22 protein-coding genes are annotated in these 25,045 nt (G+C 71.1%); 8 read left to right on the top strand and 14 right to left on the bottom strand.

Features of this window, described 5'->3' with window-relative positions; genetic code table 11:
- Positions 1 to 16: 16 nt before the first annotated feature.
- The 3 genes from dxs to MM440_RS14340 all read right to left on the bottom strand — a co-directional run bounded on the left by dxs (position 17) and on the right by MM440_RS14340 (position 4,817).
- Positions 17 to 1,876 carry a 1-deoxy-D-xylulose-5-phosphate synthase gene (gene dxs, locus MM440_RS14350; protein WP_241445109.1) on the bottom strand — a complete coding sequence of 620 codons (1,860 nt, stop codon included), beginning with the start codon at positions 1,874 to 1,876 and terminating at the stop codon, positions 17 to 19.
- A 59-nt stretch (positions 1,877 to 1,935) separates the two neighbouring features.
- A complete protein-coding gene (locus MM440_RS14345; protein ID WP_420914170.1) occupies positions 1,936 to 2,319 on the bottom strand; it encodes a hypothetical protein in 384 nt (127 codons plus the stop codon).
- 350 nt (positions 2,320 to 2,669) lie between these two features.
- Positions 2,670 to 4,817 (bottom strand): glycogen debranching N-terminal domain-containing protein, encoded by a 2,148-nt coding sequence (locus MM440_RS14340; RefSeq protein ID WP_241445106.1) that lies wholly within the window; start codon positions 4,815 to 4,817, stop codon positions 2,670 to 2,672.
- A gap of 138 nt (positions 4,818 to 4,955) precedes the next feature.
- Here MM440_RS14340 and MM440_RS14335 point away from each other — a divergent pair, with 138 nt between their 5' ends.
- The 5 genes from MM440_RS14335 to MM440_RS14315 all read left to right on the top strand — a co-directional run bounded on the left by MM440_RS14335 (position 4,956) and on the right by MM440_RS14315 (position 10,879).
- Positions 4,956 to 6,002 (top strand): LacI family DNA-binding transcriptional regulator, encoded by a 1,047-nt coding sequence (locus tag MM440_RS14335; protein WP_241445101.1) that lies wholly within the window; start codon positions 4,956 to 4,958, stop codon positions 6,000 to 6,002.
- Between the two features lie 104 nt (positions 6,003 to 6,106).
- On the top strand, positions 6,107 to 7,366 hold the full coding sequence (locus MM440_RS14330; RefSeq protein WP_241445100.1) for a sugar ABC transporter substrate-binding protein: 1,260 nt from the start codon (positions 6,107 to 6,109) through the stop codon (positions 7,364 to 7,366).
- A gap of 6 nt (positions 7,367 to 7,372) precedes the next feature.
- Entirely contained in the window at positions 7,373 to 8,434 is a 1,062-nt protein-coding gene (locus MM440_RS14325; RefSeq protein WP_241445098.1) for a carbohydrate ABC transporter permease, read from the top strand.
- 2 nt (positions 8,435 to 8,436) lie between these two features.
- Complete coding sequence (locus MM440_RS14320; RefSeq protein WP_241445096.1) at positions 8,437 to 9,288, top strand: carbohydrate ABC transporter permease; 852 nt, start codon at positions 8,437 to 8,439, stop codon at positions 9,286 to 9,288.
- Positions 9,289 to 9,376: 88 nt separating this feature from the next.
- The gene (locus MM440_RS14315) at positions 9,377 to 10,879 is read left to right on the top strand and encodes a gluconokinase (RefSeq protein ID WP_241445095.1); all 1,503 of its coding nucleotides are present in this window, start codon (positions 9,377 to 9,379) and stop codon (positions 10,877 to 10,879) included.
- 123 nt (positions 10,880 to 11,002) lie between these two features.
- On the opposite strand, the gene acnA is transcribed toward MM440_RS14315, so the two are convergent.
- The 3 genes from acnA to MM440_RS14300 form a co-directional block, all read right to left on the bottom strand.
- Positions 11,003 to 13,804, bottom strand: a complete 2,802-nt coding sequence (gene acnA / locus MM440_RS14310; protein ID WP_241445093.1) for an aconitate hydratase AcnA — start codon at positions 13,802 to 13,804, stop codon at positions 11,003 to 11,005.
- Positions 13,805 to 13,981: 177 nt separating this feature from the next.
- Positions 13,982 to 15,334, bottom strand: coding sequence for a class I SAM-dependent RNA methyltransferase (locus MM440_RS14305; protein WP_241445091.1), 1,353 nt, complete (start codon positions 15,332 to 15,334; stop codon positions 13,982 to 13,984).
- Positions 15,331 to 17,346, bottom strand: coding sequence for an APC family permease (locus tag MM440_RS14300; protein ID WP_420914169.1), 2,016 nt, complete (start codon positions 17,344 to 17,346; stop codon positions 15,331 to 15,333). Before MM440_RS14300 ends, MM440_RS14305 begins: the two co-directional genes overlap by 4 nt.
- Positions 17,347 to 17,424: 78 nt before the next feature.
- Between MM440_RS14300 and MM440_RS14295 the strand changes: the two genes are divergently transcribed.
- On the top strand, positions 17,425 to 18,087 hold the full coding sequence (locus tag MM440_RS14295) for a potassium channel family protein (protein ID WP_241445089.1): 663 nt from the start codon (positions 17,425 to 17,427) through the stop codon (positions 18,085 to 18,087).
- Between the two features lie 13 nt (positions 18,088 to 18,100).
- A complete protein-coding gene (locus tag MM440_RS14290; protein ID WP_241445087.1) occupies positions 18,101 to 18,808 on the top strand; it encodes a potassium channel family protein in 708 nt (235 codons plus the stop codon).
- 53 nt (positions 18,809 to 18,861) lie between these two features.
- On the opposite strand, the gene MM440_RS14285 is transcribed toward MM440_RS14290, so the two are convergent.
- The 8 genes from MM440_RS14285 to MM440_RS14250 form a co-directional block, all read right to left on the bottom strand.
- Complete coding sequence (locus MM440_RS14285; protein ID WP_241445086.1) at positions 18,862 to 19,524, bottom strand: DUF3159 domain-containing protein; 663 nt, start codon at positions 19,522 to 19,524, stop codon at positions 18,862 to 18,864.
- A complete protein-coding gene (locus MM440_RS14280; protein WP_241445084.1) occupies positions 19,514 to 19,906 on the bottom strand; it encodes an OB-fold nucleic acid binding domain-containing protein in 393 nt (130 codons plus the stop codon). Before MM440_RS14280 ends, MM440_RS14285 begins: the two co-directional genes overlap by 11 nt.
- Positions 19,903 to 20,685: a DUF3710 domain-containing protein gene (locus MM440_RS14275; protein WP_241444695.1), complete on the bottom strand. Its 783-nt coding sequence runs from the start codon at positions 20,683 to 20,685 to the stop codon at positions 19,903 to 19,905. The genes MM440_RS14280 and MM440_RS14275 overlap by 4 nt, the downstream gene beginning before the upstream one ends.
- 50 nt (positions 20,686 to 20,735) lie before the next feature.
- On the bottom strand, positions 20,736 to 21,179 hold the full coding sequence (dut, locus tag MM440_RS14270; RefSeq protein WP_241445083.1) for a dUTP diphosphatase: 444 nt from the start codon (positions 21,177 to 21,179) through the stop codon (positions 20,736 to 20,738).
- A 113-nt stretch (positions 21,180 to 21,292) separates the two neighbouring features.
- A complete protein-coding gene (locus MM440_RS14265; protein WP_241444697.1) occupies positions 21,293 to 21,592 on the bottom strand; it encodes a DUF4193 domain-containing protein in 300 nt (99 codons plus the stop codon).
- A gap of 163 nt (positions 21,593 to 21,755) precedes the next feature.
- The gene (locus MM440_RS14260) at positions 21,756 to 22,664 is read right to left on the bottom strand and encodes an inositol monophosphatase family protein (protein ID WP_241444699.1); all 909 of its coding nucleotides are present in this window, start codon (positions 22,662 to 22,664) and stop codon (positions 21,756 to 21,758) included.
- A gap of 36 nt (positions 22,665 to 22,700) precedes the next feature.
- Entirely contained in the window at positions 22,701 to 23,846 is a 1,146-nt protein-coding gene (locus MM440_RS14255) for a ferrochelatase (protein WP_241445082.1), read from the bottom strand.
- A complete protein-coding gene (locus MM440_RS14250; protein ID WP_241445081.1) occupies positions 23,843 to 24,661 on the bottom strand; it encodes a trimeric intracellular cation channel family protein in 819 nt (272 codons plus the stop codon). Before MM440_RS14250 ends, MM440_RS14255 begins: the two co-directional genes overlap by 4 nt.
- Before the next feature lie 122 nt (positions 24,662 to 24,783).
- Here MM440_RS14250 and sepH point away from each other — a divergent pair.
- A partial coding sequence (gene sepH / locus MM440_RS14245) for a septation protein SepH (protein ID WP_241445391.1) occupies positions 24,784 to 25,045 on the top strand: 262 nt, incomplete at its 3' end.

Raw genomic sequence — 25,045 nt, 5'->3', positions numbered from 1 at the left:
CGGCCGATCGGGCCGGTCAGTCGGCCAGCGCAGCGAGGATGGCGTCGGGCGACAGGCCGATCTCGGCCAGCACCTGGCCCCGGCTGGCGTGGTCGAGGAAGTCCTTGGGGATGCCGAACGGCCGCACGGGCACGTCGACCCCGGCCTGCTGCAGGGCCAGGCTGACGGCCGAGCCGATGCCGCCGGACACGAGGTTGTCCTCGAGGACCACGACCCGGTGCGCCCGACGGGCCTCGGCGACCAGGTCGTCGGAGACCGGCAGCGCCCACACCGGGTCGACGACCCGCACCGACTGGCCCTGCTCGGTCAGGGCAGTCGCGACGGTGAGGGCTGTCGGCACGAGCGAGCCGATGGCGACGATCAGCGTGTCGACGTCGGTCTCCCCCGGCCCGTGCAGCACGTCGACCGTGCCGTGCTGCTCCAGGGCCGCGATGGGCTGCGGCGGGTTGCCCTTGGCGAACCGGACCACGGTCGGTGCGTCGGTGATGTCTACGGCGTCGCGGAGCGCGAGCGCGACCTGCTCCCCGTCGCGCGGGGCCGCGAGGCGCAGGCCGGGCACCACGTTGGCGAGGGTCATGTCCCACATGCCGTTGTGGCTGGCGCCGTCGGAGCCGGTGACGCCGGCGCGGTCCAGCACGAGGGTGACCCCCGCCCGGTGCAGCGCGCAGTCCATCAGCAGCTGGTCGAACGCGCGGTTGAGGAACGTCGAGTAGATCGCGACCACGGGGTGCAGCCCGGCGAACGCCAGCCCCGCGGCCATCGTCACAGCGTGCTGCTCGGCGATGCCGACGTCGAAGACGCGCTCGGGGTACTTGGCCGCAAAGTCCTTGAGCCCCACCGGGATCAGCATGGCCGCCGTGATGGCTACCAGGTCTTCGCGCTCCCCACCGAGGGCGACGAGCTCGTCGGAGAAGTCGTCGGTCCAGGACCGGCCACTGGTCTCGAGCGGCAGGCCCGTCTCGGGATTGATGACGCCGACGGCGTGGAACCGGTCGTCCTCGTGCTCGCGCGCCGGGCCGTAGCCCTTGCCCTTCTTGGTGAGCACGTGCACGATGCACGGCGCGCCGAAGCCCTTGGCCTGGCGCAGCGCCACCTCCACGGCGTGCTCGTCGTGGCCGTCGACGGGGCCGAGATACTTCAGCCCGAGGTCCTCGAACAGGCCCTGCGGGGCGACGATGTCCTTGATGCCCTTCTTGACGCCGTGCAGCGTCTCGAAGACCGGCGCGCCGACGACCGGGACGTCACTGAGGGCGCGCTTGCCCCAGGACAGGACCTTCTCGTAGCTGCGGGTGGTGCGCAGCTGCGAGAGGTGCTGCGCGAGGCCACCGGTCGTCGGCGCGTAGGACCGCTCGTTGTCGTTGACGACCATCACGAGGGGCAGGTCCTGGCGCGCGGCGATGTTGTTGAGCGCCTCCCAGGCCATGCCACCGGTCAGCGCGCCGTCCCCGATCACGGCCACGGTGTGCCGGTCGGGCTGGCCCGCGAGGACCCGTCCCGCCGCGATGCCCTCGGCCCAGGAGAGCGAGGTCGAGGCGTGGGAGTTCTCGACGACGTCGTGCTCGGACTCGGCACGGCTGGGGTAGCCCGAGAGCCCGCCCTTGGTGCGCAACCCCGAGAAGTCGGTGCGCCCGGTCAGGAGCTTGTGCACGTAGCCGATGTGCCCCGTGTCGAAGACGATCGTGTCGTGCGGAGACTCGAACACCCGGTGCAGCGCGATGGTCAGCTCGACGACACCGAGGTTGGGGCCCAGGTGGCCGCCGGTCTTGGCGACCTCCTCCACGAGGAAGGCACGGATGTCGTCCGCCAGCTCACCCACCTGCTCTGCGGGAAGGGCGCGCACGTCCTCGGGGGACGTGATCGAGTCAAGGACACCCACGGTGTGGACCGTCTCCTAGGGTCGGGGGCAGGACGACGGTCCAGACTATTACGTCCAGGTCAGAGCCGAGGCACATAGCGCTTTCCCTGCAGGGCGTCGTAGACCAGGTGGGCGCCACGCGAGACCGCGAGGAGGCGCACCCCCTCGGACTCGAGGTCGGCCATCGTCTGCCGCAACGCCTCGGGCGTGAGGTGCTCGCCCAGCTCGACGCGGATGCGGCGGTAGGCCGTGCGCATGGCGTCCAGCTGGGCGTCCACGTGCACCGTCGCCACCCACGCCAGGGCCACCGGGTGCCGCCGCCACCCTGGGTAGGCGCGGTAGTCGGGCGGGCACTGGTCGAGCAGCCAGCTCGCCGCGCTGGACTGCCACCCCTGGGTGTCGGGCGGGCGCACGGCGGCCGGCCAGCCAGGCGGGACGGCGGGTCGATCGGTCACACGGGTCATTGTGCCGGGCCCCTCCGACAGACCCTCTTGGGTGGGGTGGCGTGGCTGAGGTGGCGTGGCGTGGCTGGCGTGGCGTGGGGGCGTGGACCGGCCGGGGTGCTTAGACGCCTCGGGACGGTCTACTGGGTGGAGGTGGCGGGGTCGAGACGGCGGTTAGCCACGCCCACCGCGCCGACACGGCACTTGCGCACCGAGACGGCGCGTATACCAACCATCTCGGTCGCAAACTGCCGTCTCGGCGGTCGAGGCGTCGCCAACCGCCGTCTCGGTCGCCAGCTGCCGTCTCGACGACCGCCGGGGGCCACGGCGACGCCGGCCGGGCAGGCCGGTCGACGGGTGAGGCAGACGGCCTACCCGATCTCGACGGTCACGCCGTCGGGGAGGCCGTCGACGGCCACCTGGCCTGCGGTGTCGACGGTGACGGTGAAGGTGGTCGGGCCATACCGCAGGCCGCGCACCTGCATGGCGCCGAAGGGGGTGGGGTGGACGGGGTTGACGCGCACGACCTGGGCCGGCACGTCGACCGACAGGCCGAGGACGGCCTGCACGATGGCCGACGCCGACGCCGCCGACCACGCCTGGGGGCGGCAGGACGCCGGGTAGGGCGCGGGCCGGCCCAGCACGGGCTCGCCGGAGTAGAGCTCGGGCCAGCGGTAGTCGAAGGCGGCCGCCGACTCGACCAGGGAGCGGGCGACGGCAGCGGCCGCCTCGGTGTGTCCCTCGCGGCTCATGCCGAGGGCGCAGATGGCGGTGTCGTGCGTCCACACGGAGCCGCTGTGGTAGCCGATCGGGTTGAAGGCGGGGTTGCGTCGCGCGAGCGTGCTGATGCCGAAGCGGCCGAACATGGTCTCCGACGTCAGCATCGCGGTGACCCGGGTGGCCTCGTCGGCGGTGAGCACACCGGTGCCGAGGGCGTGCCCCATGTTGGAGCCGATGCCGTCGACCAGGCGCCCCTCGCCGTCGACCGCCATCGCCGGGTAGAGGCGCTCCACGCCGTCGCGGTCGACCCAGTACGTGTCGCGGACCCGCTCGGTCAGCCGGTCGGCGAAGGACTCCAGCTGCTCGGCGCCCTCCAGCCCGAACTCGCGGTAGAGCGCGGCCGCACCTCGCGCGGCCTCCACCGTGTAGGCCTGGGCCTCGAGGAGCGCGATCGGAGCCGGGGCGACCTCACCGTCGATGCGCCGCATCGAGTCGCCGGAGTCCTTCCACCCCTGGTTGGCCAGCCCGCTGCCGGACGTGTCGACGTAGCGCAGCAGACCGTCGTCCGAGTCCTCGGCGGCGGCCGTCATCCACACGACGGCGCGTTGGAGGGTCGGCAGGAGGTCGCGAACCTCGTTGTCGGAGAGTCCACTTCGCCAGGAGTCGTGCAGCAGGCAGATCCACAGCGGGGTTGCGTCGACGGTGCCGTAGTAGACGGTGGGCAGGTGCAGCCCCGACTCGGACTGATCGAAGAGGTCGCGACGCACCTCGTGCAGGATCTTGCCCGGCGCCTCGGCCGTGACCGGGTCGTCCTTGACCCCTTGGCGCCGCGCCAGCGTGCGCAGGGTGCCCGCCGCGAGCTCGGTGCTGAACGGGAGCATGAGCCGTGCGGCCCACAGCGAGTCACGCCCGAAAAGCGTGAGATACCAAGGAGTTCCGGCACCAGCGAAGACGTCGTCCGGCGCCTCGGGGTCGGTCATCAGCAGGTGCTGCAGGTCCGCCAGCGCCGACGACAGGGTCTCGGTCAGGCGGGTGTCGTCGGCCACGACCGAGGCGGCGCCCCAGTCGACCAGGTGGGCTCCCGGGTCGGCGTCGAAGGCCGAGGCGCGCGTGCGCACCGGGTCGACGTCGAAGGTGACGCTCACCCGAGCACCAGGGGCGAGGTCTACGTCGAACGCGAAGACCGTTGCGGCAGAGGCCTGCTCGTCGGCAGATCCTCCGACACCGGCGACGATCCCGCGCGGACTCGGCGAGACCGTGACGACCGTCTCGTGCCGGTCGTCGCGCCACGCAATCTCGTCGTCACCACGGGCCTCCGCGGCGAGGAGCGGGCCAGCAGGGAGGCCGGTCTTGACGTCGTGGATCGGGGCGCCGTCACCCCCCAGTCGCACGTAGAGCGTGTCCGTCACCTGCACGCCGGACCGGTTGACGACCGTGATGGTCTCGGTGAGGCCGGACCGCCGGACCTGGCGGTGCTGCTGGATCTCGACGGTGGGGTCGGCCCCGACGTCACCGTGCCGCCTTGCGGAGCCCCAGAACTCGGCGACGTCGCCCCGCGCCGAGTCGATGACCGGTGCGGTGGGGTCGGAGCCCAGCTGGACCTCGAGGAGGGACAGCACGCGCCGGTCGTCGACGAACAGCCCTGTCCCGATGGCACCGAGGGAGCCGTCCCTGGTGCCGAGCGCCGTGGCGTTGCCGTCGACGCAGACGACCAGCTCGTGCAACCACGGCTGCTGGGGCCTGGCTGCGGGCTCCGGGGCGGGCCACGCTGCGCGCTCGGCGCGGATGGTGTCGACCACGACACTCCCTTCACAGGTGCGGGGGGTCACCTGTTGACATCGTGCTTCCAGGGGGCCAGGCTAGGCCGTGGCTGTGAACGTTCAAACGCTCGCGTGCATATTATCGCAACAACCCCCCCTCCCCCCGAGGTGTCGACGATGACAAAGGTGACCAAGGGCGCCAACCGCCGGGCGACGATCAACGACGTCGCCCGGGCCGCGCAGGTGTCCCGGCAGACGGTCAGCAACGTCGTCAACCGACCCGATCGGGTGGCCCCCGACACCCGTGCGCGGGTGGAGGCCGAGATCGAGCGCCTCGCCTACCGCCCGTCGAGCGCGGCCAAGTCGTTGCGCGAACAGCGTGCCGGCGCAGTGGGACTCGAGCTCAACACCCTCGGCCACGGACGGCGCGGCGACATCATCTACTCCTTCACGGTCGAGCTGTCGATCGGCGCACGCGGCCACGACTGCCACATCGTGACCTTCGGCTCGGACAGCGACCGTCCCTCGATCACGGGCTACGAGGCGATGGTGCGAGCGCGCCTGGTCGACGCCTTCGTGCTGGCCGACACCCACCACGACGACCCGCGACCCGCCTGGCTCGACAAGGCCGGCATCCCTTATGCGACGTTCGGGCGGGTCTGGGACGCACCGGACTTCACCGGCTGGGCCGACGTCGACGGCGCTGCGGGCACCAGCGCCGCGGTGGATCACCTTGTCGCCGAGGGATACTCGCGCGTCGGCTTCCTCGGGTGGCCCGAGGGGTCGGCCACGGGCGACGACCGCCGACGGGGTTGGCGCGAGGCGTGCGAGCGCCACGGGATCTACCGAGAGTCGTTGCAGGCCAGCACGATCCAGGAGCTCCACCCCGCCGAGGAGGCAGCCGCTCCGCTCATCGAGGCGGTCGGCACCGGCGGGGCGATCGTGTGCGTCTCCGATGTCATCGCCCTCGCCGTGCAGCAGGTCCTGCTGCAGAGCGGCCGACGACCCGGCATCGACCTCGGCATCACCGGTTTCGACGGGTCCCCGCTCGCCGAGATGAACGACATCAGCTCGGTCGAGCAGCCGCTCGACCAGATCGCCGACGAGCTGCTGAGCCAGATCTCCGACCGGCTAGCCGGCCAACCGCTGCCCGAGCAGGGCACACTCCTCACACCGACCTTCGTGCCGAGGGCCTCGTCGCGACGCGGCGTCGAGCACGCCTGAGCCGCAGGGCAGGTCGCGCCCACCACGCGCGTTGCGACAGCACCCATCACCCCACCGATCCACCTCGCACCACCTCGAATCACGTCGAACCACCAGGAGCAGCAATGCAGCGCACCCGTCGGACCATCGGCATCATCGCCTTGGGCACCATGGCCACCCTCCCCCTCGCCGCCTGTGGCGGTGGGGGCTTCGACAACGGCGCGGGCTCCGGCTCCACCGGCACCCAGGCGGCCGCAAGCGGACCGGCCAAGCTGTCGGTGCTGATCGGCTCGTCCGGCGACGCCGAGACCAAGGCCGTCACCGACGCCGCCAACGCGTGGGCCAAGAAGACCGGCAACGCCGTCACGGTCACCGCCGCCGCCGACCTCGCGGTCGAGCTCGGCAAGGGGTTCAGCGGCGGCACGCCGGCCGACGTGTTCTACCTGGACGCCGCCAAGGTCGGCACCTACGCCCAGAAGAACTACCTCTACAGCGACGGCGACCAGGTCGACTCCGCCTCCTACGTCCCCTCGCTGGTCAAGACGTTCACCTACGACGGCAAGCTGCAGTGCGCGCCGAAGGACTTCTCCACCCTCGCGCTCGTGATCAACACCGACGCGTGGACCAAGGCCGGGCTGACCGACGCCGACATCCCGAAGGACTGGGCCGGCCTCGAGTCCGTCGCCAAGAAGCTCACGACCGGCAGCCAGACCGGCCTGGTCATCAACGGCGAGTGGGCCCGCCTCGGCGTGTGGCTGCGCCAGGCCGGTGGCTGGCTCGTGTCGGACGACCAGAAGTCGATGACCGCGAGCGACGCGAAGAACGTCGAGGGCCTCACCGAGGCGCAGAAGATGCTCAAGGCCGGCACGCTGAAGTACGCCAAGCAGGTCGACGCCGGCTGGGGCGGCGAGGCGCTCATCAAGGGCAAGGCCGCGATGACCATCGAGGGCAACTGGATCAAGGGCGCGCTCGCCAAGGACGCGCCGGACCTCAAGACCAAGGTCGTAGAGCTCCCGGCCGGCCCCGCCGGCAAGGGCACCTTGATGTTCACCAACTGCTGGGGCATCGCCGGCAAGTCGGCCAACCAGGCCAAGGCGGTCGACCTGGTCAAGTACCTCACCCAGACCGACACCGAGATGGGCTTCGCGAAGGCGTTCGGCGTGATGCCGTCGACGACCGAGGGCATCAAGCAGTACGCCACGACCTACCCGGCGGACGAGGCCTTCGTCAAGGGCGCCGACTACGGCACCGGCCCGATCATCGCCCCCGGCATGGACGCGGTGCTGTCCGACTTCAACACCAAGCTCGAGGGCCTGGCCAACGGTGACCCGAAGGCTATCCTCGACCAGCTGCAGAAGAACGGCGAAGCGGCCCTCAAGGGCTGACCGCTCATGGCCTCGACCACGACGGCACCTCGCCGCAGGGTTCGGGCCGCGTCCGGGGGTGGGGTCAACGCCGGCCACACCCTGGCCGGCTGGCTCTTCACGGCGCCGATGATCGTCATCCTCGGACTGTTCCTGGTGTTCCCCATCCTGATGGCGCTCTACGTGAGCTTCACCAGCTGGAACGGCAACGGCTCCCCCTTCCAAGGGGGTGCCAACGCCCCGCTCGTCGGGCTGCGCAACTACACCGACCTGTTCACGCGCGACGGCCTGATGCGCCAGACCTTCATGCAGTCGATCGGCAACACGTTCTACTACGTGCTGTTCGTCGTGCCGCTGCAGACGATCACCGCGCTCGGGCTGGCGCTGATCGTCAACAACAAGTTCCTCAAGGGCAAGGGGTTCTTCCGGACCGCCTTCTACTTCCCGTCGGTGACCAGCTCGATCGCCATCACGACGGTCTTCTTGTTCCTCTTCGGGAACTCCGGGGCCGTCAACGCCTTCCTCGGGCTGTTCGGGATCCACGGGCCGGCGTGGTTCTCCGACCCGCGCGGTCTGTTCCACCTGGCGTTCGGCGCGTTCGGCATCGACAACCCCGGCTGGGCCCAGGCCGACGTCCTCGGCCGGTCCCTGTGGGAGTGGCTGTCCGGCCCGTCGGTCGCAATGATGGTGCTGATCTTCCTCGCCATCTGGACGACGACCGGCACCTTCATCCTGATGTTCCTCGCGGCGCTGCAGGACCTGCCCGAGGACGTCGAGGAGGCGGCCGCGCTCGACGGCGCGACCTCCTGGCAGAAGCTGCGGTTCGTCACCATCCCCCAGCTGCGGCCGAGCATCTTCCTCGTGACCACGCTCGGACTGATCGGGACCTGGCAGGTCTTCGACCAGGTCTACGTCACCGGTGGTGGCCAGCCCGGCGGCACGACCCTGACCCCGGCGTACCTGTCCTACGGGCAGTCGTTCGAGGAGTTCGAGTACGGCCAGGGCACGGCGATCGCCTTCATCATCTTCTTGATCATCGTTGCGCTGACCTGGCTTCAGCGACGATTCCTCGCCGAGAGGGAGGGGTAGCGATGGACCGCAGCCGACCGCTCACCCGCACCGTGTTCCACGTGGTGCTCGTGATCTTCGCGATCATCTACCTGTATCCATTCGTCATCCAGGTGGCGACGAGCTTCAAGTCCGACCCGCAGGCCAACGCCAACCCGCTGTCGATCATCCCGAACCCGGTCGAGCTCAACGCGTGGAAGCGGATCTTCGGGCTCACGCCCGACTCCTCGGTGCCGATCCTGCACTGGGCGTTCAACTCCGCGCTCGTGACGGTGCTCGTCACCGCCGGCCGCGTGTTCTTCGACTCGCTGGCGGGCTACGCGCTCTCGCGGCTGCGGTTCCGGGGACGAGGATTCCTGTTCACCGCCGTGCTGGCCGTGATGTCGGTGCCCGGCGTGGCGCTGCTCATCCCGAAGTTCCTCGTCACCAAGTACTTCGGGATCTACAACACGTACTACGCGATGGTGCTGCCGCTCATCGTCGACGCCGCGGGCGTCTTCATCATGAAGCAGTTCTTCGACACCGTGCCGGTCACCATCGAGGAGGCCGCCCGCCTCGACGGCGCGTCGATCTTTCAGACCTTCTGGCACGTGGTGCTGCCGATGGCGCGGCCCGCGCTGATCACGTTGACGATCCTCAGCTTCCAGGGCAGCTGGAACGAGTTCAGCCACTTCCTCGTGACCACCCAGTCGCCGCAGTACCAGACCCTCATCACCGGTCTCGCCTCGCTGTCACGCGGCACGCTCGGCTCGGGCACGCAGTATCCGCTGAAGATGGCGACGGCTCTGCTCACGACCATCCCCGTCGCCATCTTGTTCTTCGTGTTCCAGCGGCATCTCGTGCGCGGCGCCAACGAGGGCGCCGTCAAGGGCTGAGTCGGCCACCCGACCGCGAGGAGGTCGGCGCGGTGAGGCGAGCGGGTGGTCTACGGTGAGGCACGAAGCTACGGGAAGGGGGCCCTCGGTGGGTCAGCAGTTCAAGGTCGACCTGTCCAACGCCGTCGACCCGCTCGTGCTCGCGATCGACGTCGGCAGCACCGCGACCCGAGGCTGCCTCTACGACGCGACCGGGACGCCGGTCGGCACCCGGCACAAGGTGCCGCACTACTTCACCAACCGGGCCGACGGCACGGTCGTCATCGACGGCAACCAGGTCGTCGACGAGATCGCGGAGGTCCTCACCTCGCTCGCGGTGTCGGGTCTCGCGGGGCGGATCAAGGCGGTGGCGCTGGACACCTTCGCGTCGTCGCTCGTCGCGGTCGACGCCGACGGTAGAGCCCTCACCCCGGCCATCACGTACGCCGACTCGCGGTGCGGCAGCTACGTCGACGTGCTGCGCGAGCGGGTCGACGAGCACGAGACCCACCAACGCACCGGCACCCGGCTGCACGCGTCCTACCTGCCCGCGCGACTGGTCTGGCTCAAGTCCGAGCAGCCGGCGGTCTTCGAGCGAGCGGCGACGTTCCTCTCGCTCGGCGAGTTCGTGCTGCAGCGGCTGCTCGGCACCACCGCGGCCGGCGTCTCCACGGCCGCCTGGACCGGGCTGCTGGACCGGCACACCGGGGACTGGGACGAGCCCATGCTGGCCGCCTCGGGCATCGACCGCGGCCAGCTGTCCCCCGTCGTCGAGGCGACCGCACCGCTCTACCCGCAGACCGCGACGATCGCGTCCCGCTGGCCGGCGCTCGAGGGCGTGCCGTGGTTCCCGCCGGTGTCCGACGGCTACGCCGCCAACCTCGGCTCCGGCGCCACCGACGACCGGCTGATGGTGGCGACGATGGCCACCTCCGGCGCGCTGCGCGTCCTCGTCGAGGGCGCCCCCTCCCCCGTGCCGGACGGGCTGTGGGCCTACCGCGTCAGTGCCGACCAGTCGTTGCTCGGCGGTGCGGTCAACGACGTCGGCCGGATGATCAGCTGGCTGCGCTCCACCCTCGCGCTGCCCTCCGCTTCGGCCGTCACCCGCCAGCTGCTCGCCGTGCCGACCGAGCCGGCGCCCACCGTGCTGCCCTTCCTCACCGGCGAGCGGGCCATCGGCTGGCGTAGCGACGCTCGCGCCACGTTCGGCGGGGTGGCCGCGCAGACGACCGCGATGCAGCTCTACCGCGGCGGCCTCGAAGGCGTCGTCATCAGCTACGCGCGGGTGTTCGAGCAGCTGTCGACGGTCGCCGGGGCCGTCCAGGAGGTGCGGGTCAACGGCTCGCAGACCCTCGACAACCCGGGGCTGCTGCAGATGATGGCCGACGTCCTCGGCCGCCCGGTCACCCCCGTCGGCATCAAGCGGTCGACCCTGCGCGGCACCGCCCTGGTCGCGCTGCAGGTCGTCGCCCCCGACGTCGAGCGCGCCGGCGTGGTCTTCGACGAGGCCTACGAGCCGGGCGAGGTGCTGCGCCCCTACTACGAGGACGCCCGCGCGCGGTGGGACCGGCTCTACGACGAGGTCGTGGTCGGTGGCGCCGCCGGCGCCTGACCGGAGCCCGCTCCCCGCTCCCAGCACCCACCCACCCACACAGCAGCGAGCCTGCCTACCGCGATCGGTACGCAGGCTCGCTGCCTATTTCTGCTGCTACGCCCGCACGAGCCAGATGTGCTGCTACGCCCGCACGAGCGAACGAAGCACGTACTGCAGGATCCCGTCGTTCAGGTAGTAGTCGCGCTCACCGGGCGTGTCGATGCGCAGGACCGCGTCGAACTCGACGGTGGAGCCGTCGGCCTTGGTGGCGGCCACGTGGAGCGTCTTCGGGGTCTTGCCCTCGTTGAGCTCGGTGACGCCGGTGATCTCGAACGTCTCGGTGCCGTCCAGGCCGAGGGACTCGGCGTTCTGGCCCTCGGGGTACTGCAGCGGCAGCACGCCCATGCCGATCAGGTTCGAGCGGTGGATGCGTTCGTAGGACTCGGCGATGACCGCCTTGACGCCGAGCAGCCGGGTGCCCTTGGCCGCCCAGTCGCGCGAGCTGCCCGAGCCGTACTCCTTGCCGGCGAGGACGACCAGCGGGATGCCGGCCTGCTGGTAGGCCTCGGACGCCTCGAAGATCGTCGTCTGCTCGCCACCGTCGAGGAAGTTGCGGGTGAAGCCGCCCTCGACGCCGTCCAGCAGCTGGTTGCGCAGCCGGATGTTGGCGAACGTGCCGCGGATCATGACCTCGTGGTTGCCACGACGCGAGCCGTAGGAGTTGAAGTCCTTGCGGTCCACGCCGTGCTCGGCGAGGTACTTGCCCGCCGGGCTGTCGACCTTGATGGCACCGGCCGGGCTGATGTGGTCGGTGGTGACCGAGTCGCCCAGCTTGGCGAGCACCCGGGCGCCGGAGATGTCCTCGACGGGGGTGAGCTCCATCGTCATGCCCTCGAAGTACGGGGGCTTGCGCACGTAGGTCGACTGGTCGTCCCACGCGAACGTGTTGCCCTCGGGGGTGTCGAGGCTGGTCCAGCGCTCGTCACCGGCAAAGACGTCGGCGTACTGCGCGGTGAACATCTCGCGGTCGATCGAGGAGTCGATCGTGGACTGCACCTCGTCGGCGCTCGGCCAGATGTCCTTGAGGTAGACATCGTTGCCGTCCTTGTCCTGGCCGAGGGCCTCGCTCTCGAAGTCGAAGTCCATCGTGCCGGCCAGGGCGTAGGCGACCACCAGAGGCGGGGACGCCAGGTAGTTCATCTTGACGTCGGGGTTGATCCGGCCCTCGAAGTTGCGGTTGCCCGACAGCACCGAGGTGACGGCGAGGTCGTTGTCGTTGACCGCGGCGGAGATGTCGTCCGGCAGCGGGCCCGAGTTGCCGATGCAGGTGGTGCAGCCGTAGCCGACCAGGTGGTAGCCGAGGTCCTCGAGCGCCGGCCACAGGCCCGCCTTCTCGTAGTACTCGGTGACGACCTTGCTGCCGGGGGCCATGGAGGTCTTGACCCACGGCTTGACCTTGAGGCCCTTCTCGGAGGCCTTCTTGGCGAGCAGGCCGGCGGCGAGCATGACCGACGGGTTGGAGGTGTTGGTGCACGAGGTGATCGAGGCGATCGACACGATGCCGTGGTCGATGTCGAAGGTCGTGTCGTCGCGCTTGACCGTGACCACCTTGTGCGGGCGGTCCGAGCCGTCGCCGGTCTTGGCGGGCGCCTTGATGCCCGCCGCGGGGTCGGAGTCGGGCGCGCTCGGGTCGCTGGCCGGGAACGAGCCGTTGTCGCGGCCGATGACGTCGACCTCGGGGTCGGCGGCGTAGTCCGGCAGCACCTTGCGGAAGGACTCCTTGGCGTCCGAGAGCAGGATGCGGTCCTGCGGGCGCTTCGGGCCGGCGATGGAGGGGACCACCGTCGACAGGTCCAGCTCGAGCTGCTCGCTGAAGCGCAGCTCGCGGCTCGGGTCGTGCCACATGCCCTGCTCCTTGGCGTACGCCTCGACGAGCTCGACCTGCTTGTCGCTGCGGCCGGTGAGGCGCAGGTAGTCGAGCGTGACGTCGTCGATCGGGAAGATCGCGCAGGTCGAGCCGAACTCGGGGCTCATGTTGCCGATCGTCGCGCGGTTGGCGAGCGGGATCGAGGCGACACCCTCGCCGTGGAACTCGACGAACTTGCCGACCACGCCGTGCTTGCGCAGCATCTCGGTGACGGTCAGCACGACGTCGGTCGCGGTCACGCCGGCGGGGATCTCGCCGCTCAGCTTGAAGCCGACGACGCGCGGGATGAGCATCGACACGGGCTGGCCGAGCATGGCCGCCTCGGCCTCGATGCCGCCGACGCCCCAGCCGAGCACGCCGAGGCCGTTCTCCATCGTGGTGTGCGAGTCGGTGCCGACGCAGGTGTCGGGGTAGGCCTGCTGGACCCCACCGACCTCGCGGCTCATGACCACGCGCGCCAGGTGCTCGATGTTGACCTGGTGGACGATGCCGGTGCCCGGGGGCACGACCTTGAAGTCGGCGAAGGCGCCCTGGCCCCAGCGCAGGAACTGGTAGCGCTCACCGTTGCGCTGGTACTCGAAGTCGACGTTGCGCTCGAAGGCGTCGCGGCGACCGAACACGTCGATCTGGACCGAGTGGTCGATGACCAGCTCGGCGGGGCTGAGCGGGTTGACCTTGTCGGGCTGGCCGCCGAGGTCCTTGACCGCCTCGCGCATGGTGGCGAGGTCGACGATGCACGGCACCCCGGTGAAGTCCTGCATGATCACGCGCGCCGGCGTGAACTGGATCTCGATGTCGGGGTCGGCGTTCTCGTCCCAGCCGCCGAGCGCCTTGATCTGCTCGGCCGTGATGTTGGCACCGTCCTCGGTGCGCAGGAGGTTCTCGAGGAGCACCTTGAGGGAGTACGGGAGGGTCGCGCTGCCCTCGACCGCATCCACGCGGTAGACCTCGTAGGACTGGTCCCCGACCTTCAGGGTGTCCTTGGCTCCGAAGCTGTTCACGCTGTCTTGGCTCACGCCTGTTCCTTCCACGATCCTTGTGGGTATCTTGACGTCGAGACAATACTGTCACGCCCATGTCTTGACGTCAAGAGATATCGGGGAGCATGCCCCGGTTCCCCTGATTGTTGCCCACCCGCGCCCCGAACGAAACAGCAGCGCCGCGTTTCGCCGCGGTCCGTGGCGCCCACGGCCCTACTCGTGATCGGACTCAGGATCCGACTCGAGGTCTGACTCGTCGACCGGCTCGAGCAGGGCGACGCACTCGACGTGCTGGGTCATCGGGAAGGCGTCGAACGCCCGCAGCGCCACCAGCTGGTAGCCGAGCTCCTCGGCGATCGCGACGTCGCGCGCGAGGGCGGCCGGGTCGCAGGCGACGTAGACCACGGCGCGCGGCTCGAGGTCCACGAGCGACTCGATCACCTGGCGTCCGGCCCCGGTTCGGGGCGGGTCGAGCACGACGAGGTCGAACGTCTCGCCGTCGCGCACCAGCTCGGCGAGCACCCGGTCAGCGCGTCCCTGACGCGCGGACGCCCACGGGTTCTCCTCGAGGTTCTCCACGGCGTTCTCGACGGCCAGCCCGTCGGACTCGACCGCCAGCACCTGGCCCTGCTCGCCCACCAGGTCGGCGAGCGCCGCGGCGAACAGGCCCACGCCGGCGAAGACGTCGAGCGCCCGCTCGCCCTCCTGCGGGTCGAGCAGCGCCATCGCCTCGTCCACGAGGGTCGGCGCGGCGCCCGGATGGACCTGCCAGAACCCGCGGGCGTCCACGGCCAGCTCGCGGACCCACTCCCCCACCTGCACGCGCTCGCCGACGGTCGACTCGACGCCGTGGCCGGCGTGGTCCAGGGCCTTGCCGGACTCGGCGATCGGCACGACGACCGCGTCGTCGACCAGGCTCGCGTCCACGACCTCGACCGCCGCGCAGTCGGTCCACGTCGTCGACAGCACGCCGGACTCGATGATCGGGCGCGTCGCGATGAGGCAGTCGTCGATCGGGATCACGGCGTGCGAGCGGTGGGCGCGCATCCCGGCGCGTCCGGCCTCGTCGACGGCGAACTCGACGCGGGTGCGCCAGCGCAGCCCGTCCTCGTCACCCGGCACCGGCTCGACGACGGGCTGGTCGTCGACCAGCTCGAGGCCGGCCAGCCGGTCCAGCTGCTCGCGCACGACCGTCGACTTGAGCTCGCGCTGGTAGTCCAGCGACGCGTGCTGCCAGTCGCAGCCGCCGCACCGACCCGGCCCGGCGTACGGGCACGGCGGGGTGACCCGGTGCTCGTTGGCGCGCAGGATCTCGATCGCGTCGGCCCGCCAGAAGCGGTCCTCGCTGCCACCCTCGGTGACCACCGCACGGACCTTCTCACCCGGCAGGGTGTGCCGCACGAACACGGCACGCCCCTCGTGGCGCCCCACGCAGAAGCCGCCATGGGCGACCGCGCCGATCTCGAGCTCGATCTCCCGGCCCACCGCGGGGGTGCCGCGGACCGCCCGCTCGCGGGTCGCTCTACCCCTGCGGTTGGCGTTGCCCCTCTTCACCGGCTTCGTCATCGGCCCTTCCCCGCAGCGATCGTGTCGTCCTGGATGTCCTGGCGGATCATCTCCGCCACCTCCTTGCTCGAGTTCAGCTGGTACGGGACGCTCGCGACGATGACGCCCGGCATGAACAGCAGCCGGGCCTTGAGCCGCAGCGCCGACTGGTTGTGCAGGATGTTCTCCCACCAGCGGCCGAGGACGTACTCCGGCAGGTAGACCATGACGAGGTCGTGCGGCGACTGGCGGCGGATCGCGGCGATGTAGTTGACGATCGGTCGGGTGATCTCGCGGTAGGGCGAGTCGAGGACCTTCAGCTCCACCGGGATCTCGCGCTGCAGCCAGTCCTGCTGGAGGCGCTCGCCGTCGGCGGGGTCGATGGCTACCGTGATCGCCTCGAGCGTGGACGGCCGAGCGCCCCGCGCGTAGGCGAGGGCCCGCAGGGTCGGCTTGTGGATCCGCGAGACCAGCACGATCGCGTGCACCCGCGAGGGGAGCCGGCCCGCCTCGTGGTCCGCGGCGGGAACCTCGAGCTCGCGCGAGACGGCCGCGTAGTGCTTGTGGATGCCCTGCATCAGCAGGTAGAGGATCGCCATGGCGAGGATCGCCCAGCCCGCCCCGCGCACGAACTTGGTCGCGAGCACGACGAGCAGCACGGTGAAGGACATCAGCGCACCGACGGCGTTGATGGCCCGGCTGGTCTGGTGGGTCCGGCGCTCGCGCGGGTCGGTCTCGGTGGCGAGGATGCGGTTCCAGTGCCGGATCATGCCAACCTGGCTGAGGGTGAACGACACGAACACCCCGACGATGTAGAGCTGGATCAGCTTGGTGACCTCGGCGTCGAAGATGACCACGAGCACGGCCGCCGCACCCGCGAGGATCATGATGCCGTTGGAGTAGGCCAGCCGGTCGCCGCGGCTCTGCAGCTGGCGCGGGAGGTAGCCGTCCTTGGCCAGGATCGAGGCCAGCACCGGGAAGCCGTTGAACGCCGTGTTGGCCGCGAGGATGAGGATCAGGCCGGTGACGGTCGACACCAGGATCACGCCGAGGTGGAAGTGGTCGAACACCGCGAGCGCCAGCTGACCGATGATCGTGTGCTGGATGTAGCCCGACCCCACGGGCTCGCCGTTGACCAGCAGCTGCTCGGCGGGTCGCTCGGCGTAGTGGATGTTGGTCTTGATCGACAGGTAGATGATCGACATCAGCATCGTCACCGACAGGCACCCCATGAGCAGCAGGGTGGTCGCGGCGTTCTTGCTCTTGGGCTTCTGGAACGCCGGGACGCCGTTGGAGATCGCCTCGACGCCGGTGAGCGCGGCGCAGCCCGAGCTGAACGCGCGCAGCAGCAGGAACACCATGGCGAGGGTGCCGAGCGACTCGTAGCCGTGCTCCGGGACCAGCTCGAGGCTCGCGCTCTCGGCACGGGGGAGGTCACCCATGAGCGAGCGGTACAACCCGTAGGCCGCCATCCCCATGATCGCGATCATGAACGCGTAGACCGGGATGGCGAACATCCGCCCCGACTCGCGCACCCCGCGCAGGTTCATCATCGTCAGGCCGATGATCAGGGCGACGGCTACCGGCATGGCGTGGCCGTCGAGGGCGGGGATCGCCGCCGTGGCGTTCTGCACGCCCGACGAGATCGACACGGCCACGGTCAGCACGTAGTCCACCAGCAGCGCGGACGCGACCGCGAGGCCGGCCCACCGGCCGAGGTTGACGGTGGCGACCTCGTAGTCACCGCCGCCGGAGGGATAGGCGTGCACGTTCTGCCGGTAGGACGCGACCACGACGAGCATGACGAAGACGACCGCGAGGCCGATCTGCCACGAGTGGGTCGTGGCGACGGCGCCGCCCGCGAGGGCGAGGGTCAAGAAGATCTCGTCCGGCGCGTACGCCACCGAGGAGAGGGCGTCGCTGGCGAAGATCGGGAGGGCCAGCCGCTTGGGCAGCAGGGTCTCGTGCAGCCGGTCCGAACGCATCTGGCGGCCCAGCAGGAGGCGCTTGAGGGCGCGACTGGAATCTGGCACGAGTCCAACCATACGAGCGTGCCCGGCATCGCGTGGTGCGCACCCTCGCCGCCCGAGGTCACGGTGTAGTTTCGTGCCGTGCACTTTGTCATCATGGGCTGCGGCCGCGTGGGGTCGACCCTCGCGCTCCGGCTGGAGAGCGAGGGCCACGACGTCGCCGTGGTCGACCAGTCGGCGACCGCCTTCCGCCGGCTCGGGGCCGACTTCGAGGGTCGCCGCGTCAAGGGCATCGGCTTCGACCGCGACACCCTGCTCGAGGCCGGCATCGAGGACGCCTACGCGTTCGCCGCGGTCAGCAACGGTGACAACTCCAACATCCTCGCCGCCCGGGTGGCCCGCGAGACGTTCGGGGTCGAGCACGTCGTGGCCCGCATCTACGACCCGCGCCGCGCCGAGATCTACCAGCGCCTGGGGATCCCCACCGTCGGCACGGTGCAGTGGACCGTGGACCGGGTGGTCCGCCGGCTGCTCCCGCAGGGGTCGGTGCCCGAGATGATCGACCCGAGCGGCGCGATCGCCATCGCCGAGGTCGCCGTCGACCCGTCCTGGGTCGGTCAGCGGCTCACCCGCATCGAGGACGTCGCCGGCACCCGGATCGCCTACCTGTCGCGGCTCGGCGCCGGCATGGTGCCGCTGCCCGACACGGTCCTGCAGGAGGGCGACATCGTGCGCGTCGTCGCCCCGACCGACGACCTGCCCCGCGTCGAGACGGTCCTCGCCGGCCCTCCCCCGCACGAGTGAGAGGACTCAACTGATGCGTGTCGTCATCGCCGGGGCCGGATCGGTCGGCCGCTCCATCGCCCGTGAGCTCATCCACAACGGGCACGACGTGCTGCTCGTCGACAAGGAGGCCGAGGCGGTCCAGTCCACCCGCGTCCCGGAGGCCGCCTGGCTGCTCGCCGACGCCTGCGAGATCTCCTCGCTGCACGAGGCCGGCCTGGCCGAGTGCGACGTGGTCGTCGCTGCGACCGGTGACGACAAGGCCAACCTGGTCACCTCGCTGCTCGCCAAGACCGAGTTCGGCGTGCCCCGCACGGTCGCCCGCGTCAACAACCCCCGCAACGAGTGGATGTTCGACGAGTCGTGGGGCGTGGACGTCGCCGTCTCGACACCGCGCCTGATGACCGCCCTGGTCGAGGAGGCCGTGAGCGTCGGTGACCTGGTGCGGCTCTTCGAGTTCCAGAAGGGCCGCTCGACGATGGTCGAGCTCACCCTGCCCGCCACGAGCCCCTACGCCGGGCGTCTGGTCAACGACGTGCCGCTCCCCCGCGACACCACGCTGGTCGGCATCATCCGCGACGGCAAGCCCATCGCGCCCACCCGCGACGACCCGGTCGAGGCCGGCGACGAGCTGCTTCTGCTCACCGTCCCGGACGTCGAGGACGAGCTGGAGTCGCTGCTCTCGCCCGCCCACCGCGTCCCCCGCTCCGACCTGGACGAGCTGGACCTCGACCACGGGTGAGGCGTCCCCGCGGCGTGCGGGTCGGCGCGGGGTGCGGTCAGCTCGGCGTGCGGTCAGCGCGGCGTGCGGCCGCGGACCAGGATGGCCCCCATGAGGCCGACGGCGGCGAGGTAGAGCGGCCAGCCGAGGACGATCTTCGCGATGCCGAGCGCGGCGACCTGGCCGGCGAGGTAGAGCGGGACCGCGACCAGCAGCCGCACGGCGAACAGCCCGACCAGCACGAGGGTCAGCCGGTTGCACACCCGGACCATGGCCCGGTCCTGGCGCCAGCCGAGGGGGTTCTCCTTGTAGTCCGGCTCGGCCATCCCGACGAGGAAGCCGACGACCGGCCAGCGGGTGACCACGGACAGCAAGGTCGCGACGAAGTAGCCGGCGCTGATCAAGATGCCGGGCAGGAACGCCGCCTCGGCGCGACCGCTGCGCATGGCGAAGTACGCAGCGAGGGCCGTGCCGAGCAGGCTGGACAGCACGAACTGCATCGTCCCGCGGGTCACCAGCCGGGCGACGCCGAGCAGGGCGGCGGTCACCAGCGAGGCGATGACGGCACCGCGCAGGTCCGCGCGCACGACCCAGACCAGCACGAACACCACGGTCGGCAGGGCAGCCTCGAGCGAGCCGCGCCAGCCGCCGAGGACCGTGGCGAGCCGCTCCCGGATGAGCCGCTCCACGGTGTCGTGCGCCCGGACCGACGCCAGGCCCTCGTCGTCAGCGGCCACGGTTGGGGAGGATGTCGTAGAAGGGGTTGTAGATCGTCTTGATCCCGTCCTTGGTGCACACCCGGCCGCGGGCGCGCAGGTAGGTGCCGGGGTGGATCCCGGCGATCGAGCGGCGCCCCAGCCAGATGAGCTGCAGGCGCTGCGTCCCGTCGTAGAGCTCGGCGCGCAGCGCCGGCACCTGACCGAGCGGGCTCAGCGTGGTGTTGCGGATCGTGCCGGACACCGTGGCGACCTCGCGGTCGGCCAGCTCGGCGATGGTGCGGTGGCCGAGGCCCTGGCTGCTCTCGCGCAGCTCGCTGTTGTCGAGCTCGTCCTGGTCGGTGGCGAGCCGACCGAGCAGGCGGCGCAGCCGCCCGGGGCGCCGCTCGCGGGTGATGCTCATCGGATCTCCGTGATCTCCGGGCCGCGCTCGAAGGGCTGCAGGTCGTCCACCGGGTCGGTGGGGTCTACGCCGTCCTGGGCGACCGCCTGCTCGGGGATGCGCAGGGGCAGCAGCTCGCGGGGCGCCATCGCGTCGGCGCCGCGGACGACGACCGCGTCGGCGAGAAGGCTGAGCAGCGGTGCGGCGACCTCGGCGTCGGTCGCGGCAGGCCCGGCCAGGAAGCCCCGCACGAACCAGCGCGGGCCGTCGACGCCGAGGAAGCGACCCGGCTGCAGCACCCGGCGACCGGCGGCGTCCTGGGCCGGGAGCTCTACGGCCAGCTCGGTGCCGAACAGGCCGTCCTCGACCCGGGCGGTGCCGCCGTTGGTCTCGACACTGGCGGCGATCTCGTCGCGGATGTCGTCCCAGATGCCGAGGGTGCGCGGCGCGGCGTAGGCGTGCAGCGCGAGCGAGGAGTCGGCCATCACCGCGGTGACGCCCGTGACCGTGCCGGAGGCCTCGTCGATCTCGAGGCGCAGCTCCAGGCCGTCCAGGCCGGGCAGCCACAGCGCGCCGAGGTCGAGCCGACCGCCGAGGCCGTCGACCTCGGACTCGTCGTGCGGACCGTTGGCGCGCACCTTGCGGCCGGTGCCACCGAGCTCGGTGCCGCTCGGGCGGGCGTCGTCCGCAGCCACGTCGTCGTGCTCGGCCTCTGCCTCGGAGCCGGTCGTCGGATCCGTCGTGTCCGGCACGTCGGGGTCGGTCGATGCGTCGTGCTTCTTGCGGCGGAAGAGGGCCACGAACAGTCCTTTGGCGGCAGTGGTGGGTGGTGCGGACGAAGAGCGGTGGGTCAGCGGGCGCCGAAGCCCCCGCTGTCGCCGTGGCCGCTCGTGCCACGCACGCTCTCCGGTAGGCAGGTTACCTCTCGGAACTGGACGGCCGACACCGCCTGCACGACCAGCTGGGCGATCCGGTCGCCCCGGTGGATGGTGAACGCCTCGGACCGGTCGGTGTTGAGCAGGTTGACCAATATCTCGCCGCGGTAGCCCGCGTCGACGGTGCCCGGCGCGTTGACGATCGTCAGGCCGTGCTTGGCCGCGAGACCCGATCGGGGGTGGACGAAGCCGGCGTAGCCCTCCGGCAGCGCGAGCGCCACGCCGGTCGGGATCAGGGCCCGCTCACCCGGCTCGAGGCGCACCTCGGTGCGTGCGCGCAGGTCGGCTCCCGCGTCGCCCGGGCGGGCGTAGCTCGGCGGCTCCAGCTCGGGGTCCAGCCGCAGCAGCAGCACGTCCACCGGGGCGACATCTATGCGCCCCTCCGGGGCAACATCTACGCGCCCCTCCGGGGCGACATCTACGCGCCCCTCCGGGGCGACATCTACGCGCCCCTCCGGGGCGACCTCGGCGCTCAGGCCGCGCACTCCGAGCAGATCATCTGGCCGTTGACCTCCTTGGCCAGCTGGCTGCGGTGGTGCACGAGGAAGCAGCTGCCACAGGTGAACTCGTCGGCCTGACGGGGCAGGACGCGGTAGGACAGCTCCTCGCCGGAGAGGTCGGCCCCCGGGAGCTCGAAGCCCTCGGCCTGCTCGGTCTCGTCGACGTCCACGCTGGAGGACGAGGTGTCGACGCGGCGCGCCTTGAGCTCCTCGATGGAGTCCTCGGACATCTCGTCGTCGGTCTTGCGCGGGGCGTCGTAGTCGGTAGCCATGGTGGCCCTCTCTCTCGGTCCTGGCGGGGCGGTCGGCCCTTCGGACCGGAAACTCGGTGGACGGTCGGTGCGTGGCCTTCAACGGCGGAGAGTGCCGTTTTGTGCCCGAGGCTCGCGGCGCATTGTGCCTTACTTTGCGGCCCGCGTCATCTCTGCTCGTCGGTCAGTCAGCGACGCCGCACGAGCGCAGGATCACGGCGAGCTCCTCGACCGGTCCTGGCGCCCCCGCGAGGGTGACCGCGGCGCCGGGCGTGTCCTGGTCCAGACCGCGGACGGTCGCGCCTGACTCCACCGCCACGAGCCAGCCGGCCGCGAGGTCCCAGGCGTTCAGCCCCCGCTCGTAGTAGACGTCCGTCTGGCCGGAGGCGATGGCACACAGGTCCAGGGCCGCGCTACCGATCCGACGGATGTCGCGCACCTGCGGCAGCACCGTCGCGATCACCCGGCCCTGAGCGGCGCGCACGTCCGCGAGGTAGCCGAAGCCGGTGGACAGCAGGCTGGCCTCGAGCAGCGGCGACGGGTTGTGCCGCAGGGCACGGACCGAGCCGTCCGCGGCCTCGAGCCGGGCGCCCCGCCCGAGCCCGGCCCGATACGTCTGGCCGAGCACCGCATGGGTCACGGCACCCGCGACCGGGTACCACCCGCCGGGCACGCGCGGATTGCCCACCACGGCCGCGATGGACACGGCGTACGCCGGGATGTCGTAGAGATAGTTGACGGTGCCGTCGATCGGGTCGACCACCCAGCTGATCCCGCTGCTGCCGACGATCCCGGTGCCCTCCTCGCCGAGCAGCCCGTCCTGCGGCCGGGCCTCGAGGAGCAGCCGGTGGGCGAGGTCCTCCGAGCGCCGGTCCATGATCGTCACCACGTCGGTGGCGCTGGACTTCGTCGAGGCCACGTCGAGGTCGCGGGGACGCTCGTCGACGATGAGCCGACCGCACCGCTGCGCCACCTGCACGGCGAGCGCCTCGAGCTCGTCGATCAGGTCGGGCGGGAGCGCGAGGCCCTGGTCGCGGGCGGGGACGCGGATGCTGTCAGGGGTCGAGGCGGGCTCGGCGAGGTCGCGGGTCACTCCCCCAGTCTTTCACCGCGGTGGCGTGCTGCCCGGTCAGTCCGAGCCGCAGGCGGCGGGACGGGCGGCGCGCAGGTTGGGGCAGCAGCCCGCCGGGCACACCGACCACAGCGGCGAGCCGGGCCAGGCCGGGCGGGTCGGCAGGGTGTCGCGGGCCTGCGCCGCGCGCTCCTCCACCAGGTCGACCAGCCCGCTGACGAACTCGGGATCCACCCCGACCGTGGGCACCCGGACCAGCTCGACACCCAGCCGGGTGGCGGTCTCCTGCGCCTCGTGGTCGAGGTCGTAGATGACCTCCATGTGGTCGGACACGAAGCCGAACGGCACGCACACCACCCGCTCGACACCTTGGCCGGCGAGGACCTCGAGATGGTCGTTGATGTCGGGCTCCAGCCACGGCTGGTGCGGCGGTCCGGAGCGCGAGCAGTAGGTGAGGTCGAACGCGTAGCTCGTCGAGAGGGTCGCGTTGACCTCCTCGGTCACCGCCACGGCCAGGTCGAGGTGCTCACGTTGGTAGAGCCGACCCTCGCCGTCACCGGGTCCGCTGGTCTCGTCCATCGCGTCGGGGATGGAGTGCGTGACGAAGACGATGCGGGTGCCCTCGACGGGCAGCTCGCGCAGCGCCTCGGTGACCAGCCGGGTCACCGTGCGGGCGAAGCCAGGGTGGTTGTAGTAGCCCCTGACCCGGTCGACCTGCAGCGTGCGGCCCTCGTCGCCGAGCGCCGCGATCGCCCCGGCGATGTCCTCTCTGTACTGCCGGCACGAGGAGTAGGAGGAGTAGGCGCTGGTGGTCACCACGACCAGCCGGCGGGCGCCCGCGTCGTGCGCCTCGCGCAGCGCGTCGACCAGGAACGGGTCCCAGTTGCGGTTGCCGAAGTAGACCGGCAGGTTCAGCTCGCGCCGGCCCAGCTCGTCCACGAGCGCGCTGACCAGCTCGCGGCCGTGTTCGTTGACCGGGCTACGACCGCCGAGCAGGTAGTAGTGCTGGGCGACCGCCTCGAGCCGCTCGTCCGGGATCCCGCGACCGGCGGTCACGTTGCGCAGGAAGGGCATCACGTCGGACGCCTGCTCCGGCCCACCGAAGGAGAGCAGCACCAGGCCGTCGTAGGGGTCCACCCGGTCCTGCTGCTGGCCGAGGTCGGGCTGCGTGGGGTCGGGCTGCGTGGGGTCTGGCTGGGTCACGAGGGGCGTCCTTCCTGCGGGCGCGGTTGCGGAGGTGCTCCGGGGGTGGACGGGTCCTGCTGCACCGGCCCCGCTGCGCTGCCTCTCCCGGACGACTGCCGGGAGCGGCGCACGGCGGACGCTCTACGGACGATGCGGGCGCGCCGGGTGGCGCGGTCCCAGCGAGCCCGACGGCGAGCTGCTGCGGAGCCGACCGGCGGGGGTGGGGCGTGCGGCGCGTGCCAGTGCCGGACGATGGCGAGCAGGCGATAGCAGAAGACGACGGCGACGGCACCGCTCGCGGTGAGGGTCCCGAGCGTGCCGGTCTCGGCGGCCAGGACGACCAAGATGCCGCCGACGACCGCCGGCACCGCGTAGAGCTCGCGGCGCAGCACCTCCGGCACGATCCCGCTGAGCAGGTCGCGGATCACGCCACCGCCGACGGCGGTGATCAGCCCGAGGATCACGGCCTCCATGCCGTTGGCCCCGAAGGTGAGCGCCTTGATGGCGCCGGACACGCTGAACAGCGCGAGGCCGGCTGCGTCGAGCGTCTTGATCGGGCGCGACAGCCGCTCGACGTGGTGCGACCAGCGGAAGCCGATCAGGCCGGCGACCAGCGCGCACGCGACCAGCCGCCAGTCCGAGACGCCGACGGGAGTCGCGTCGAGCAGGACGTCGCGGACGATACCGCCGGCGAGCGACGTGGCGAGGGCCAGGCAGAGCACCCCGAACACGTCGAGGTCCTTGCGGACGCCGACGAGGGCTCCGGACACCGCGAACACGAACACGCCGAGGAGGTCGAGAGCCAGCTGCAACGATCCGAACGCGTTGGCCATGGCGTCCCCCAGCCTATCCGGCGGCGTGCCGGGACCCGCGCGACGGCGCCGCCGTGCGAGCCTTTCGACAGTACGCTGAGACGAAGCGCTGCCCGGTGACGAAAGAGAAGTGATCAGTGAGCATGCAGGACCTTCGCCTCGTCGGCCTGTCGGAGGACAGCGAGCACGTGCTGCTGGCGGACGACCAGGGCGGTCGCTACCGCCTGCCGCTCGATCACGCGCTGCGCTCGGCCGTGCGGCACGAGCGCCCGCGCCCCGCCGGTGACGACACCCCGACCTCGCTCAGCCCACGGGAGGTGCAGGCGCTGATCCGCGCCGGCGCCTCCGCCGAGGAGGTCGCCGAGCTGTCCGGGTGGACGCTGGAGAAGGTCCACAAGTACGAAG

It is taken from the genome of Arsenicicoccus piscis (assembly GCF_022568835.1).
In the GTDB taxonomy this organism is placed as follows: Bacteria; Actinomycetota; Actinomycetes; order Actinomycetales; family Dermatophilaceae; genus Arsenicicoccus; species Arsenicicoccus piscis.
The sequence above is the reverse complement of the archived record's forward strand: the minus strand, read 5'-3'. Positions and strand labels throughout refer to the sequence as shown.